9 protein-coding genes are annotated in these 16,247 nt (G+C 35.1%); 4 read left to right on the forward strand and 5 right to left on the reverse strand.

Annotated elements, in window-relative coordinates; all coding sequences use genetic code 11:
- Positions 1 to 324: 324 nt before the first annotated feature.
- Together LXH21_RS02660 and LXH21_RS02665 are read right to left on the reverse strand one after the other, a co-directional pair.
- A complete protein-coding gene (locus tag LXH21_RS02660) occupies positions 325 to 768 on the reverse strand; it encodes a DUF1493 family protein (protein WP_239862530.1) in 444 nt (147 codons plus the stop codon).
- 10 nt (positions 769 to 778) lie between these two features.
- Positions 779 to 3,502 (reverse strand): hybrid sensor histidine kinase/response regulator transcription factor, encoded by a 2,724-nt coding sequence (locus LXH21_RS02665; RefSeq protein WP_239862532.1) that lies wholly within the window; start codon positions 3,500 to 3,502, stop codon positions 779 to 781.
- A gap of 433 nt (positions 3,503 to 3,935) precedes the next feature.
- On the opposite strand from LXH21_RS02665, the gene LXH21_RS02670 reads away from it, so the two are divergent.
- The gene (locus LXH21_RS02670) at positions 3,936 to 7,802 is read left to right on the forward strand and encodes an SdiA-regulated domain-containing protein (protein ID WP_239862534.1); all 3,867 of its coding nucleotides are present in this window, start codon (positions 3,936 to 3,938) and stop codon (positions 7,800 to 7,802) included.
- 113 nt (positions 7,803 to 7,915) lie between these two features.
- On the opposite strand, the gene LXH21_RS02675 is transcribed toward LXH21_RS02670, so the two are convergent.
- The 3 genes from LXH21_RS02675 to LXH21_RS02685 all read right to left on the reverse strand — a co-directional run bounded on the left by LXH21_RS02675 (position 7,916) and on the right by LXH21_RS02685 (position 10,231).
- Complete coding sequence (locus tag LXH21_RS02675) at positions 7,916 to 8,350, reverse strand: CBS domain-containing protein (protein WP_239862536.1); 435 nt, start codon at positions 8,348 to 8,350, stop codon at positions 7,916 to 7,918.
- Between the two features lie 103 nt (positions 8,351 to 8,453).
- Positions 8,454 to 9,185 carry a LytR/AlgR family response regulator transcription factor gene (locus LXH21_RS02680; RefSeq protein WP_239862538.1) on the reverse strand — a complete coding sequence of 244 codons (732 nt, stop codon included), beginning with the start codon at positions 9,183 to 9,185 and terminating at the stop codon, positions 8,454 to 8,456.
- Entirely contained in the window at positions 9,182 to 10,231 is a 1,050-nt protein-coding gene (locus LXH21_RS02685; protein WP_239862540.1) for a sensor histidine kinase, read from the reverse strand. The genes LXH21_RS02680 and LXH21_RS02685 overlap by 4 nt, the downstream gene beginning before the upstream one ends.
- A 264-nt stretch (positions 10,232 to 10,495) precedes the next feature.
- Between LXH21_RS02685 and LXH21_RS02690 the strand changes: the two genes are divergently transcribed.
- The 3 genes from LXH21_RS02690 to LXH21_RS02700 are packed head-to-tail and all read left to right on the forward strand — an operon-like array spanning position 10,496 to position 16,237.
- The gene (locus tag LXH21_RS02690) at positions 10,496 to 11,659 is read left to right on the forward strand and encodes an efflux RND transporter periplasmic adaptor subunit (RefSeq protein WP_239862542.1); all 1,164 of its coding nucleotides are present in this window, start codon (positions 10,496 to 10,498) and stop codon (positions 11,657 to 11,659) included.
- A gap of 6 nt (positions 11,660 to 11,665) precedes the next feature.
- Positions 11,666 to 14,803, forward strand: coding sequence for an efflux RND transporter permease subunit (locus tag LXH21_RS02695; RefSeq protein ID WP_239862544.1), 3,138 nt, complete (start codon positions 11,666 to 11,668; stop codon positions 14,801 to 14,803).
- Positions 14,804 to 14,830: 27 nt separating this feature from the next.
- The gene (locus LXH21_RS02700) at positions 14,831 to 16,237 is read left to right on the forward strand and encodes an efflux transporter outer membrane subunit (RefSeq protein WP_239862546.1); all 1,407 of its coding nucleotides are present in this window, start codon (positions 14,831 to 14,833) and stop codon (positions 16,235 to 16,237) included.
- Positions 16,238 to 16,247 lie beyond the last annotated feature (10 nt).

A 16,247-nucleotide genomic window follows, 5' to 3' on the forward strand; every position in this document is an offset into this window, starting at 1 on the left:
AATTAAAAATGGAATTAAAAAATCAACAGTTTTTAAGGCTGCTATGAAGGGCTGAAAACAAAAAAACCATCTATAAAGATGGCTTGATTTGTATTGAAAGGTGGTTTATGGAATTATTGCATAAAGTAATCGAGTAGTTATATGTTAGCTTATAATTAAAATTAAAAATTCGTTTTACGAATAACGTTAAGCTTCTATTTAATTTCGCCACTTTGAGATGACTGGAAGTTCGCAACCGCTCAATTTTGGCTTAACGAAAACTTGATACGTAATGGTAATTCCACTAAAACACTGCTAGCTCAAAATGGCTTATAGTCGCCGTATTTATTTCGTTAGTACTAATTTGACATTTTTCCTTTCGACAAATTTTTTAGCCAAAACTGATAAAACGATATCACCAACAGTCAATTTCCCCAAGTCTTTCTTAAATCTTGAATTAAGCTTTTGTAATTCAAGTTTGTATTTTTTATCGAAAAGTGATAATAATTTATAAAAAATAATTCTGGGAGTTGCTTTTAAATTTATTATCTGATCTTCAACTTCTGGAAAAAATCTTCCGTACTTTAGACCGTAAAGATTAGAATTAAATTTTTTTTCATATTCTTCCAAGAAAGAATCCCAATCCAATTCGTAAACCTTAAAATCTTGATAAAATGACTTGTTAAGATTTATTTTTGAATATTTTATTCCGCAACAATTTGCTGTTAGTATTTTCACTTCCAGAATGGCATTTTTCACTTCAGAATATTTGGCGCCAATTTTTTCCATAATATGACGGCTAACTTTTAAATTCTTTGGGAGAGACTCCAAATTTGTTTTTAAAAATTGTTGAGAAATAATTTGGAGACGAATAACCCACAGCATAAGCAATTTCCGAAATGTTCTTATTCGAATTTACTATCAAGTCTTTTGCTTTATCTAATCGAATATTATTAATATGGTCACTTACGCTAATACCCAAAATAGCTTTTACTTTGCGATACAGTTGCACTCTCGAAATACTTAAATCACTTGCTAATTCTTCAACTGTGTAAACAGAGTTATCAATATTAGATTCTATTAATCCGTTTAGTTTTCTGAGAAAATCTTGCTCGGGCGATCCAAAGTTCTTTTCTTCATTACTTACAATGTTAGCAATATTATTGGAATAGTAAAATCGTAATTTCTCCCGATTAAACAACAACCCTTTGATAGACTGACCCAGTACTTTCAAACTAAAAGGTTTAGTCAAAAATATATCCGCTCCACTTTCTAATGCCCTTAAATAAGCTTCTTGATTATCCGTTGCAGTTAAAATAATTACAGGAATATGAGAACTCCTCAAATCTTTCTTTATTATTTGACAAATTTCAAATCCATTCTTTCCTGGTAAATTCAAATCACATATTACAATATCTGGGATTATTTCAATCACTTTTTCAATCGCGTTATTACCGTCAGAAGTGTAAACAGTGTATTCAACAGATAGTTTTTGATTCATAAGGTCCAGCAATTCTGGATTATCTTCGATATATAAAATTGAATATTTATCTTCAGCATTACTTGGCTCACTCAACTGAAAAACTTCAGCATCTAAATAATCCATTTCATTGACATGTTCAAATGCAGGTACATCAATTACATTTCTAGCTTCTAGATGTTCTTTCCCTAACTGTAACGAAATTACAAATTCTGTTCCATGCTTAGAATGCACTTCAATACTCCCCTTATGTAAATCAATGAAGTTTTTAGACAAATGAAGTCCAATTCCAGAACTATTTCTATAATTATTAGAGCCTTGGAAAAAAGGCCTAAAAACTTCTTGCAATTCAGTCTCGGGAATCCCTATTCCAGAATCACTAAAAACCAGTTTAACCTCATTCTTTGCTATATCCTCTTTAATAGTTATCGAAATCTTACCATTCTCTGGAGTAAATTTAAAAGCATTAGAAAGCAAATTAAAATACACCTTATCCATTAAATTACGATCAATATGCACCTCAAGTTCTGGATTGTTTGTTTCTAATGAAAAATCAATCTTCTTCTTCATTACCTCCTTATCGAAGTTTTTAACTATAGCATTTGAAAAAATTAAAATATTGGTTTTGGATGCTTTCAATTCAAATTTCTTCTCTTCTGCTTTTCTATAGTCCAACAACTGATTAATGAGTCGCAATAACCTCCTAGAATTATTATACATCAAACTGATTTCCTTGTTGACTGCTATTCCCTTATCCTTGTATTCATTTGCCAAAGACTCAACAGAACTTAAAATCAAAGTCAGTGGCGTTTTGAATTCATGAGACAGGCCCATAAAAAAGCCTAATCGCGCTTCATTACTTTCCCTTAACTCTTGAGAATATTTCTTGATTTCATTTCGTTGGTATTTAATTTTTCTGTTGGTAATCTCTAATTCTCTTTTCTTACGACTTATAGCGATTTTAGAGTAAATACTGTAAATAGCTAGAATGATCGCAAGAATAAATAAACAAACTAAAATCTTCACCAAATTACTTTGTGTTGCATATTCTTGCTCACGTTTTTCAATGATATTTTGCTGTTGTTCAATACTGGACTGCTGTATTGTTATTTTATCTAACTGATTACTCATGATATCAGCATTCAGTGTGTCAATCAAAACAGTATTTAATTTATTATTCTTAGGAACCATTTCCTTATTAACGATTCTCAGAGCTAGTCTAATAGCTTCACTCCCTCCTGTTGGGTATAAAATAGTTGAATTTAAAATTCCGTCCTTGACTAATTGAATTCCGCCATATGGTCCATTTAAACCATCAACACCAATAAATTTTATTTTATTTTTATGTTCTTTTCTTTTATTTACTATTTTCCAAGCGTTGTAAGCAATGACATCATTAAAGCTATACACATAATCAATATTTTTTAAAGTATCTAATAACCTTTTAAAATCAGGCTTTGGATAACCATAATTATCTGAACTTATAGTATGCACCTTGATTCCAGGGTAAGCCCGAACAAAATCATTAAAACCTTCACTTCTTTCTATACCTGGAGAGGTGGTGTAATCGCCGTTTATCTCTACAACAGTTGCAACACCTTTGGATAAGGACACAATTTGTTTTCCAGCCAATTGTCCTACCTCCTTATTATCAGCACCTAAATAGGTCGTATAATTAGAGGTATTTGCTTTTCTATCTATTAAAATAACGGGGATTCCTAGATTAGTTGCTTTTTCTATAACTGGAACAATAGAGTCTCCTTCAAATGGTGAAACTATTATTACGTCCACTTTATTATCTATAAATTTTTGGATGTCTAGAATCTGTTGTTTCGCATGTTGATGGGCATTATAAATAGTTAGATCAACATCAGAATGTAATGCAGCTTCAACTTCCATAGAATGATTCATCGACATGCGCCATAAGTCGTTTCCTACACTTTGAGAAAACCCAATAGCAATTTTATCTTCCTCGCCAGATTTACATGAATATAAGAGTACACCCGTAAAAAAGAGTAATATAAAACATAATTTTCCTGTCATATATTTAATTGGTTAGATAAAAAAAGAGTGGTTAATGCGAGAATAAAAGCTTTAAAAGAAATTTATAATAATGTAAAATATTTAAAATATAAATATTTTTTTTTAGTAGAATGTACACAAATATAAGTTTAATTTTTTCCTCTTCGCCTTCAGAATGAAAATAGTTATTAAATATCAACTGCACAAAAAGTATATGTAACCATTTTTCCGATTATGAAAAAGTCTCTATAAAAATAATCAAATTTAATTGATTCAAAAACTATCTCACGTTACCAAATTATTTCTTTAGAATAAAATTAAAGTTTTTCTAATGTTAAGAATGTTATGTAAATAGCTATTAGACCTATAAAATGATAATAAATTGATAGCATAAAGCTAAAAAACAGTCAAGTTCAGGACATTACATTTGTTAATTACTATAAACAAATAACAAATGATAAAACTGTACTCAAAACACGCAATAGTAACAACGCTATTGTTTTTTTACTCTTTTTCAGATGCGCAAACATTACTTCATTACTGGAATTTCAATGATAACAGTTCCGCATCTGCAATTACCAAGCCTACTATTACTAATCTGTCTGGTATAGCTTCTTTAACCGCGCAGATTTCAGGAAGTAGTGAAATTGACTATGCTGGCGGAACCAATCAAAATTTTAATGTACTAAATTTAAACAGCCGGAATGCTGATGTTTCTGGAACACATTTGCGCTTTAACAATCCCATCGGAAACGCTTTAATCTTTAGCCTTCCTACAGTGGGATATGAAGATGTAATTGTCAAATTTGCTACGCGTCGTTCGGGTTCAGGAGCAGGTACACAAGTTTGGTCCTATTCTACAGACGGCATTAATTACACCTTTTTTCAAAATGTTAGTCCAAACAATGGTGATCCTGCCTTAGCAACTTTAGACTTTTCTACTATAGCTGCAGCAGATAATAATGCTAACTTTAAATTAAAAGTAGAATTTTTACTAAGTCTAGGTGGCGACGTTGGTAATAATAGATTTGATAATTTCACTGTTGAGGGTTCGTTGTTTAATGGCACAGATCTCACTGCTCCACTGGCTACTTTTTCTCCAGCCAATAACGCCACAAACAGTGCAACAAATGTACAGCCTACAATTGCATTTAATGAGAATGTCCGTTTAGTCAATAATGATGCAATCAACAGTACAAACGCTGCCTCATTAATTGAATTGCGTTTAAACGATGCTCCTGGAACGGCAGTATCTTTTACAACAACATTTGCAGCAAATACTATCACTGTTATTCCAACCACTGCACTAGCAATTAATCAAACTTATTACATTGCCTTATTACCTAATAAAATAGAGGATTTTAGCAACAATGCCATTACTACTCTACAATCTGCTATTTTCACAACAGCTATTCCAGTTGTTTCACTTTTTGCCAGCACTAATGTTGGTAAAGAAGCAGAAACCACTAAAATTACATTGACAGCTAGTGCATCATTTGCTGTGAACGGCAACCAAACAGTATCGGTTGCTGTTTCAGGAACAGATATTACAGCCGCAGATTATACTTTAGACAATTCTGTAATCACCATATTAAACGGACAAACATCAGCATCAGTTACTCTTACGGTTAGCAATGATGTTTTACCTGAGAATACAGAATCTGCATTGGTGACATTAGGTAATCCATCATCTGGAATGGTATTGGGAAGTAAAATTACCCAAGCAATCACTATAATTGATGATGATACGCCATTAAATATTGACCTTTCTACTTACGTGCGAGTGGGTCGCTACGATTTGCCGGAACCAAAAAGAACTGTAGCTCCTACTAATAACTTATTATGTCAAGAAGCCTCTGGAGTTACCTATAATTGGGATACGAATACTCTATTTATTGTTGGAGATGGAACAACATCTGTTACCCAAGTTTCCACATCGGGAGAGTATATTGACACTATGACTCTAGCACAAGGAGGAAGTCCACAAGGAACAGAATTCTATGATTCTGAAGGAATTACTTATATAGGAAACGGCCAATTTGTAATGACGGAAGAGCGTGACAGACAAGTTGTTTTATTTACCTATGCAGCTGGAACCACTTTAACTAGAGCAGCTACTAAAACCGTGCAACTAGGAACATTTGTCAATAACACTGGAACCGAAGGGCTTTCTTATGATCCGTTAACGAATGGTTATATTGTATTAAAAGAGATATCTCCGATAGGAATTTTTCAAACCGAAATTGACTTTAATGCTGGAACTGCAACCAATGGTTCTGCAACTACAGAAAATTCTTTAAATCTTTTTGATCCTGCTCTCTTACAAGTTGGTGATGTTGCAGATGTTTTTGCTTTATCCAACCTTCCTGCGCTTTCGGGTAAGTCTCTATTCAGCAATCTGTTAGTCTTAAGTCAAGAAGATGCCAAAATAGTTAATATTGATAGAAATGGTGTTATTGCCAATACGATGACCATTGTTTCTGATTTAGGAAACCCTCTAGACGCGCCATCCCAACAACACGAAGGATTGACTGTGGATCGCGAGGGTATCTTGTATGTTGTAAATGAAAATGGCGGTGGCGATATCGATCATCCACAACTTTGGGTGTACGCGCCTTCAGCAATTCCAAACCAAGCTCCAACAGCTATAAGTTTGAGCAACACTACAAATTCAATTTTGGAAAATTCTAATACAACAGCTGCTATAAAAATTGCAGATATTAATGTGACTGATGATGGATTAGGCACAAATAATTTAACACTTTCAGGCACAGACGCAGCCTTTTTTCAAATCACTGGTTCTAGTTTATATATTAAGGCGGGAACCGTTTTAGATTACGAAACGAAGACTTCCTACAGTATTACTATAAATGTAGATGATGTATCTGTAGGTACTACACCAGATGCTTCTGTAAATTTTGTTTTAACTATTATTGACGAAGTTGTCGAAACACCTGTAGCGGCAGCGGTTAGCATTACAGAAGTAGCACCATGGTCTAGCGGAACTACCGCAGTAGGAGCAGATTGGTTTGAGGTAACAAACAATGGAAATTCTTCCCTTACTATTTCAGGTTGGAAAGTGGACGATAATTCCAATTCTTTTGCCCTTGCCGTAGACTTAGTTGGTGTTTCAACCATCGCTGCAGGAGAATCTGTTATTTTTATTGAAGCTGATCCATCTGATGCTACCACAGTTATTGCGAAATTTAAATCAGCTTGGTTTGGAAGCACTGTCCCATCAAATTTACAAATCGGAACTTATTCTGGTAGTGGTATAGGCTTAAGTGGAACAGCCGATGCTGTCAACCTATTCGATGCTACGGGAACATTAAAAGCAAATGTTTCTTTTGGAGCTTCTACAACCAATGTCACCTTTAATAATGCGGCGGGGCTAAATGAAACTACAATAACAACATTAAGTCAAGTTGGTGTAAATGAAGCTTTCTTCGCAAAAAACGATGCCAATCAAGTTGGTTCTCCAGGGACTGTTGGTAAATTGTTTATCTCAGAAGTGGCGCCATGGTCTAGTGGAAATAGTCCAGTAGGAGCCGATTGGTTTGAAGTAACCAATACAAAAGCGGTCGCAGTTAACATTACAGGCTGGAAGGTTGACGACGATTCTCAATCTCCTATTGCTGCAGTAGCGCTAACTGGCATTACAAGCATCGATCCAGGTGAGTCGGTAATTTTTATCCAAACAGATGATCTCGCAGTAACATCTGCTTTATTTATTTCTAATTGGTTTGGAACAAATGTTCCAGCAGGATTAAGAATAGGAAGCTATACCGGTAGCGGAATTGGCTTGAGTACCGGTGGTGATCAAGTAAATTTATACAATACTACAAGTAGCACACCTGTTGCTTCAGTTTTATTTGGAGCATCACCAACTACTACCTACACTACTTTCGACAATTCTGCAGGGATCAACACCATCACTACTCCACTTACGCAGATGAGTGCTGTAGGAATAAATGGAGCTTTTGTTGCAGCAAATAGTCTGAGCGAAATTGGATCTCCAGGTATATTTAAAGCAAATTCCTCCTTAGGTACATATAATCCAATACAAACATCCAACATTTTCAACGTAATAGCCTACCCTATTCCTTTTGCTTCAAATTTTCAACTAGATTTTATTTCTCAAAATACATCACCAGTTGTAATTAAAGTATATGATATGACGGGAAGGTTGCTTGAGACCCAACAATTAGAAATAGCTGCTTTGCAAAATCAAAAGATAGGAAATAATTATCCTTCTGGAATTTACAATGTAGTAATTTCACAAGATGATAGTATTAAAATTATTAGAGTGATCAAGCAATAAGTAAACGCGCTTCACAAATCAAAAAACCCTCGTTTGGACTATTCTAAACGAGGGTTTTTACCTTTATGTTTAGCACTATAAAAACTTCTCTTTATTAGTTGCTTCGATTTACATTACAATTGAACTGCATCATACTGACTCAATAAATATTTTATTAAGTCGGTACTAGTGACGATGCCTAGCAAATTATCGTCTTCACAAATTGGTAAGGCATGAAAATCGTGTTTAACTAATATTTCTGCTGCTTCTTTTATTGTTGTGTATGGTTTAATAGTTACCACATTCTTTGTCATCACTTGCTGAATTGTAAACATATTATACACCACTGATGATAAGTCAACATCGGCCTCTTCATCCAATTCTGTGCAACAAACGCGCAACATATCATTTAGACTCAGTATACCAACAATTTTATGATTGTTAACCACTGGAATATGTTTAATCCCATTAGATTTAAATAACACTTCTGCTTTCGTTAGATCATCTGTAAGGTTTAGCTTCACTATATTTTCTGTCATAATTGACGAGACAGGAACTTTTTGCTTCATAACTCTCTTATTTTTAAATTTAACAAACTACATTACAATTAGTTACCTATAAATCTACGAAAGTTTTTTTGTACACAAACTGATACTTATCATATATTTAACATCATTTAATCCACTTGTCTACGATTACTTTGAATGTTTCTTTGTACTGCTCTCCAACAGTAATTTCTATATTGTTGATATAGATGGAGTTTTTACTAATGGAACTTATCTTATCTAACGAAACAATAAAGGAGCGATTCATACGCATAAATTTCGGCGAAGTCAATTTCTCTTCTAAGGCCTTTAATGAAATCAAAGACATCACAAACTTATCGGTACTTTCAAGATGTACTTTGACATAATCTTTCAAACTCTCGACGTACAGAATATCTTTTAATGCCACCCTCACCCATTGGTATTCCACTTTTAGAAAAATAAAATTATCTTCATCGGGCATTGGTTGCGGCTTATTTATATTTTCTTCAACTAATTTTAATACTTTATTTGCCGCTCGCAAAAACTCTTCATAATTAAATGGTTTTAAAAGATAGTCGACCGCACTAACTTTGTAACCCTCAATTGCATAATGATTATAAGCGGTTGTAAAAACAATTCGAGGTAAAGAACTTGTTTGATCATACAATAATTTAGCCAACTCCATACCCGATAAATTAGGCATATTGATATCAAGAAAAATTATGTCGGGTTGTTGTTCTCTAATCAAAGTAATTGCTTCGACTGCATTGTCACAACTGCATAACAATTGTAAAAATGGGGTCTGTTCTATAAAATTTTCGACCAACTTTAAAGCAAGTGGTTCATCATCAACAGCGATACATTTTAAAATATTCATTGCTCTAATGTTATTTGTAGTTTGACTTTATAGTTTCCATTAGCATCAATTCCAGATTCAATAAGATGCTTATCTGGATAAATTAAATCCAGTCTGCGAATGGTATTTGTTAAACCAATTCCGCCTTCCTCAGAAGTTTTAATTTTTGCAAAAAAAGTATTTTCGACCTCAAATTCGAGCTTATCCCCAATTTGCTTCATCATTATATGAATTTTACTTTTGTCTGTGGCATGTACTCCATGTTTGAACGCATTTTCTACAAAAGGTAATAAAAGCATAGGAACAATCGCAAAGTCGCTTATTTTTTCAGGAAAATCGGTGGTTATGGATAATTTACTATTTGCTCGAAGTTTCATCAAGGCTATAAAATCTTTCATAAAATCAACTTCTTTCAACAGTGAAGTTCTTTCACCCTCGGTGCTGTAAAGCAAGTAACGCATCATGCGACTCAATGTATGTAATGCAGCGCGAGAATCCTCAATATTTGAATACGTAAGCGAATAAATACTGTTAAGCGAATTGAAGAAGAAATGTGGATTGATTTGCAATTTCAGCATTTCAAGTTCTGCCATCGTTTTATCCTGCTCTAGTTTCTGTTTGTTTTGCGCGGCTTCCTGCCAGTGTTCTAACATGGCTAGACTTGTACTTATTCCTAAAACCAATAAGGTAAGCATAAAAATAAAATTATCGAAATAGGGATTTCGATAACTCTTAGAACTCAGCAAAACAGCCATTCTACTGTGAAAATCTGTTTGTGACGTATAGATATAAGCAACCAGTTGTAAAACTACTATTACTCCAATTATCCATATTAAATACAATCCAATTTTATTTTTTATAATAGTATTTGGTACTATCAATATAGAATTGCTATAAAACAATACCATCATACAAACCAAGATGATGATCTGCCAAATTTTAAAGAAATAAGGGATTGAAACATTCCACGTTAATGGGATATAAAAGAGTAAAACAAATCCCAAAAGAAGCCAGCCCAAGACGTGCAATCCTTTGAATAAGTGTTTTTTTATAAGAATCATTGCCATGATAAAGTATTATTTTATAAGCAATATTACAGAATATTTACCTGTTAGAATACCACAATCGCTTAAAATCCAGTACCAACCTATAAAAACCAGCTCACAGTCGACCAAGTATATATTATGTAGTTACAGATTATCAGATAAACTTTGTCGAGTGGCACGCCCTATTTATCGAGTGGTAGTATAGGAACATCTATTGTATCTTTTATGCTTTTACATTTTCACTTCTTTTGCTACTTATAAATTGACAATCATATCTACTTTACAATGAACAAGCAATCCCTTTTAAGTATCATCGCTGCAACTATAATCATCAGCTCTTGCGGTAACAAAACGGAAAAACCAGCTCAGGATGGCGGTGTAGTACAAATTAAAGAATATAAAACTGTTGTTCTTAACGCACAATCTGCTACTCTTTTTAGTGATTATCCTGCTAGTATCCAAGGACAGCAGAATGTCGAAATTAGACCCAGAGTCGAAGGCTACATTGACAAGATATATGTTGACGAGGGTACAGTTGTAAAAGCAGGACAGTTGTTATTCAAAATTAGTGCTCCAGAATATGAACAAGAAGTTCGCACGGCCTCTGCAAGTATTAAGAGTGCCCAAGCCGATTTGAGTACAGCAAAATTGGCAGTGACAAAGGTAAAGCCGCTGGTAGAACGTGAAATTATAAGTAAATACGAACTAGAAGCAGCACAATATAAATACGAGTCTGCCCTAGCTGCCCTGTCGCAAGCAAAAGCAAGTTTGGCAAATGCAAAAACCAATTTGGGTTATGCAAAAGTAACTAGTCCTGTTGATGGAGTAGTCGGATCGATTCCGTTTCGCTTAGGGAGTTTGGTTAGCTCTTCCAATGCAGATGCGCTTACAACGGTTTCGACTATTGGGAATGTCTATGCTTATTTTGCTCTTAACGAAAAAAAACTACTTGCTTTATCAAAAGACAGTCGAGAAGGAACCACTTTAGCACAAAAAATAAAGAACATGCCTCCAGTTTCTTTACTCCTTTCTGATGGTACTACTTATGCAGAAAAAGGAACTATTGAAACTGTAAACGGACTTATCGATACCGAAACCGGTTCGGTGACATTTAGAGCCCGTTTTCCTAATGCTCACAGCATTCTGCGAAGCGGAAGCAGTACAACAGTACGTATATCTACCAAAGTGGAAGATGAAATTTTGATTCCGCAAAGTGCCACATTCGAATTGCAAAACAAAATTTTTGCAGTCACTGTCGGTAAAGATGGAAAAACAAAAAATACCAACATTACTGTTCTAGACAGCAATCCCGGAAATTACTATGTGGTGACAGAAGGATTAAAAATTGGTGACCAAATTGTATTAGAAGGTGTCGCTACTCTAAAAGATGGCTCAGAAATAAAATCTAAAGCTCAAAGTGCAAAAACGGTTTATGCCGACTTAAAATAAAATAAAATGTTTAAAAAATTCATACAACGACCAGTACTTTCTACAGTTATATCGGTCATCATAGTCATCTTAGGAATTCTAGGATTAAGATCACTGGCAATTTCACAGTATCCAGATATTGCACCTCCCACTGTAAATGTAACCGCAAGCTACACTGGTGCAAATGCTGATGTGGTTTTAAAAAGTGTAATTGTACCGCTGGAGGAGCAAATCAATGGAGTCGAAAATATGACTTACATGACCTCGACTGCTACCAATGAAGGAACAGCATCTATAAAAGTTTATTTTAAAGTTGGTACAAATGCTGATATCGCAGCGGTAAACGTGCAAAATAGAGTTTCAAAAGCGAGTAGTTTACTGCCCGCTGAAGTAACACAATCTGGGGTATCTGTGACTAAAAGTCAAAGTAGTAATCTTTTAATTTTTACACTTTACAGTGAAGACAAAGCTTTTGACGAGACCTTTCTTCAGAATTATGCCAAAATCAATCTCGTTCCAGAAATCCAACGAGTTGTAGGTGTAGGTGATGTTACCGTTATTGGTTCGAAAGACTATTCGATGCGTATCTGGTTGAAACCCGAAATGATGCAACAATACAAACTTATTCCTAGTGATATTTCAGTTGTTCTGGGCGAGCAGAATATTGAAGCCGCTCCTGGTAAATTTGGTGAAAACGGAAAACAAGCTTTCCAATACGTAATCAAATACAAAGGACGATTGACCTCTGTAAAAGAATTTGAGAATATCGTGGTCAAATCTATTGGAAACGGAAAAATATTGCGCTTAAAAGATGTAGCCACAGTCGAACTAGGCTCCCTTAGTTATGCGACTTCTAGTAACACAAACGGCAATCCATCAGTAGGAGTTGCAATCACACAAAGTCCGGGATCGAATGCTAGAGATGTCATAAACAACTCCAAAGCATTAATTGCAGAAGCGGTAAAAAGTTTTCCAAAAGGAGTTAACTACACTATAATGGTAGACGCCAATGACAATTTGGATGCCTCTATAGAAAAGGTGATTCATACCTTAATCGAAGCTTTTGTCTTGGTTTTTATAGTTGTATTTGTATTTCTACAAGATTTAAGATCAACTTTAATTCCGGCCATAGCCGTACCTGTAGCCATTGTAGGTACATTTTTCTTTCTTAATTTATTTGGCTACACTATTAACCTATTGACTCTATTTGCCTTGGTACTTGCCATTGGTATTGTAGTTGATGATGCTATTGTAGTCGTCGAAGCCGTACATGCCAAATTAGACAATGGTTACAAGTCTCCTAGAAAAGCAACAATTCATGCAATGAACGAAATATCGGGAGCTATTATTTCTATAACACTCGTGATGGCTGCTGTATTTATTCCTGTTACTTTTATTAGTGGTTCTACTGGAGTTTTTTATAAACAATTTGGTGTTACACTAGCGGTTGCCATTATATTATCGGCAATTAATGCTTTGACACTTAGTCCCGCATTGTGCGCCTTACTTTTAAAACCGCATACCGAAGATAAAAAACACAATACTTTTACTAAACGTTTTTATACTGCCTTTAATGTTGCCTTTGATAATATAACAGGAAAATACAAAAAGTCAATTGAGTTTCTTTCGATTAAAAAATGGATTGTAATTGGTTCTATTTTGATTGCTACAGGTGGGTTGTATTATATGATGCAAACTACGCCGTCAGGATTTGTGCCATCAGAAGATCAAGGAGTTGTATTTGCCAACATTAGTTTGCCGCCATCTTCTTCATTGGAGCGTTCGACCATTATCGCTAAACAAGTAGATAGTATCGCCCACACAATTCCTGGAGTCGAAAAAACATTGCGTATCGTAGGGCAAAACTTTACTGCTGGTGCGGGTAGTGCCTACAGTATGGTAATTGTGCGACTTAAAACTTGGGAAGATCGAGAATTGAGCGTTGATGATGTTATTGGTGAATTATTTAAAAAAACAGCTGGTATTCGAGAAGCCAATATTTTCTTTATCTCTCCTCCTACCATTCAGGGATTTGGTCAAAGTGGCGGATTTGAATTTCAGTTGCAAGACAAAGGTGGTCACACGACCGATGAGTTTTATAAGGTGAACACTGACTTTTTAGCAAAACTATCCGAACGTCCAGAAATACAGTATGCGGCAACGCCATTTAATCCCGGTTTCCCACAATACATGATGGAAATAAATTTGGAAAAAGCAAAAGATGCCAATGTTTCTATCAATACGATTCTTACAACTATGCAGGGATACTATGGAGGATTATATGCATCGAATTTCAATAAATTCGGGAAACAATACCGCGTTATGATTCAGGCTGCTCCAGATGACCGTGCTAATAAGGAAAGTTTGAATAAAATTTTTGTTCGAAATACCGAAGGGACAATGGCTCCCATTACCGAATTTATCACAATGAACCGTGTGTATGGACCCGAATCCATTTCGAGATTTAATTTATTTACTTCAATTTCAATTTCTGGAGCACCAAAATCAGGATACAGTTCTGGAGATGCCATCAAAGCAATTCAAGAAGTAGCAGCAGAACATTTGCCAGCTGGCTACGGATACGAGTTTTCAGGATTGACTCGTGAGGAACTCGCATCAGGAACCGAAACTTCTTTTATTTTCATTCTCTGTCTTGTCTTTGTTTACTTCTTATTAAGTGCGCAGTATGAAAGTTATATTTTGCCCTTTGCAGTTTTATTGTCTATTCCGTTTGGACTGGCAGGTGCATACATTTTCATGATCGGGTTTGGATTAAACAGCAATATCTACCTTCAAATCTCGCTAATCATGCTGATTGGTTTATTGGCCAAAAACGGAATTCTAATTGTCGAATTTGCCTTAGATCGAAGAAGAAAAGGAATGCCAATTTTACAGTCGGCAGTAGATGGAGCGGTGGCCCGTTTACGTCCTATATTGATGACTTCTTTTGCTTTTACATTAGGACTCGTACCGCTGATGTTCTCTACTGGTGCTGGAGCTGTCGGAAACAAATCAATTGGAACGGGTGCTGTGGGAGGAATGCTTATAGGTACGCTCTTGGGAGTATTTGTTATTCCAATATTATTCCTAATGTTCCAAACCTTACAGGAAAAAATTAGTGGTCCTGCTAAGGAAAGTTACGATGATGAGGACGATGAAGAATAAAAGCTAAAAATTAAAAAAAGAAAAGCAATGAATTTCAATTCAAATAAATACATACTATTGGTTATCACGGCCGCACTTTTCAGTGCGTGCTCGATTACCACAAAATACGAGCGTCCGAGCACAATTGCTACAAATAAACTGTACCGCGATCAGCAAACTACCGATTCACTCTCGATGGCCAGTTTGCCTTGGAAAAACGTTTTTAAAGACGAAAAATTAAATGCACTGATTCAAAAAGGACTTGAAAATAATCTGAATCTCAAGAACGCCATTGAAAATATTGTACAAGCGCGAGCATCACTTAAACAAAGTAAATTAGCTTATTTCCCTACTTTGAATATTGATGCCAATGCTACCCGTACTAAGCAATCAAAAGCCGGCCTTAATTTTCCTGCAGGGATTGATATTAATACCTTAACTACTACCTACAAATTAGGTTTAAGTTCTTCTTGGGAAGCAGACATTTGGGGGAAATTGAGTAGCACCAAGAGAGCGGCATTATCAACCTACCTCGCTACAGATGCTGCAAAGCAAGCCATACAAACACAACTAATTGCTGACATTGCTAATAATTATTTTTTATTAATCGCTTATGACAAACAACTAGAAATTACCCAAGCAACCTTAACAAGTCGTCTGGAAAATGTAGAGACTATTAAATATTTAAAAGAAGGTGCAATTGTTAATGGTGCTGCAGTCGTACAAAGTCAAGCCAATCAATATGCAGTCGAAGTTTTGATTCCAGATTTAAAAAGGAGTATTAGAGAGACCGAAAACACGCTTAACTTATTATTAGGTCAAGCTTCTAGTTCTATCGACAGAAATATTCTGGAAGCACAAATTCTGCCCGAAAAACTTACAGTGGGTTTGCCTTCACAGCTATTGCAGAACCGCCCCGATGTGCGTGAAGCCGAATTTAATTTTAGAACTGCTTTTGAAATGTCAAACAAAGCCAAAACCTATTTCTATCCTAGCTTAACGCTTACGGCTAGTACGGGTTTTTCAAATCTTACGCTATCGGACTTTTTTACTAATTCTGTTTTTTATTCATTAATTGGCGGATTGACACAACCATTATTTAATCAAGGACTTAATAAAGCGCGATTAACTACGGCGCAATCACAACAAGTACAAGCCTATCATAATTTTCAACAAACATTATTAATAGCTGGGCAAGAAGTTTCAAACTCATTGTACTCTTATCAAATGGCAGTAGAGAAACAAGATGCTAGAAAACAGCAAATAGAAGCATTGGAAAAAGCAGTTGATTACACCCAACAACTTCTTCAGTATAGTTCTGAGACCAATTATACTGATGTATTGACTTCACAGCAAAATTTATTAACAGCACAATTAAGTGGTGTGAATGATAATTTACAAAAGTTACAGGCTGTAGTAGAATTGTATCGTGCTCTGGGTGGTGGTTGGAAATAGTTGCGATGAT

Origin of the sequence: Flavobacterium algicola (assembly GCF_022399565.1) — a bacterium.
Lineage (GTDB): Bacteria > Bacteroidota > Bacteroidia > Flavobacteriales > Flavobacteriaceae > Flavobacterium > Flavobacterium algicola.

Excerpts from the sequence above, each read along its gene's own strand:
- LXH21_RS02665 (WP_239862532.1), bottom strand. The coding sequence starts at position 3,502 with ATGACAGGAAAATTATGTTTTATATTACTCTTTTTTACGGGTGTACTC.
- LXH21_RS02700 (WP_239862546.1), top strand. The coding sequence starts at position 14,831 with ATGAATTTCAATTCAAATAAATACATACTATTGGTTATCACGGCCGCA.
- LXH21_RS02695 (WP_239862544.1), top strand. The coding sequence starts at position 11,666 with ATGTTTAAAAAATTCATACAACGACCAGTACTTTCTACAGTTATATCG.
- LXH21_RS02660 (WP_239862530.1), bottom strand. The coding sequence starts at position 768 with ATGGAAAAAATTGGCGCCAAATATTCTGAAGTGAAAAATGCCATTCTG.
- LXH21_RS02670 (WP_239862534.1), top strand. The coding sequence starts at position 3,936 with ATGATAAAACTGTACTCAAAACACGCAATAGTAACAACGCTATTGTTT.
- LXH21_RS02690 (WP_239862542.1), top strand. The coding sequence starts at position 10,496 with ATGAACAAGCAATCCCTTTTAAGTATCATCGCTGCAACTATAATCATC.
- LXH21_RS02675 (WP_239862536.1), bottom strand. The coding sequence starts at position 8,350 with ATGAAGCAAAAAGTTCCTGTCTCGTCAATTATGACAGAAAATATAGTG.
- LXH21_RS02685 (WP_239862540.1), bottom strand. The coding sequence starts at position 10,231 with ATGGCAATGATTCTTATAAAAAAACACTTATTCAAAGGATTGCACGTC.
- LXH21_RS02680 (WP_239862538.1), bottom strand. The coding sequence starts at position 9,185 with ATGAATATTTTAAAATGTATCGCTGTTGATGATGAACCACTTGCTTTA.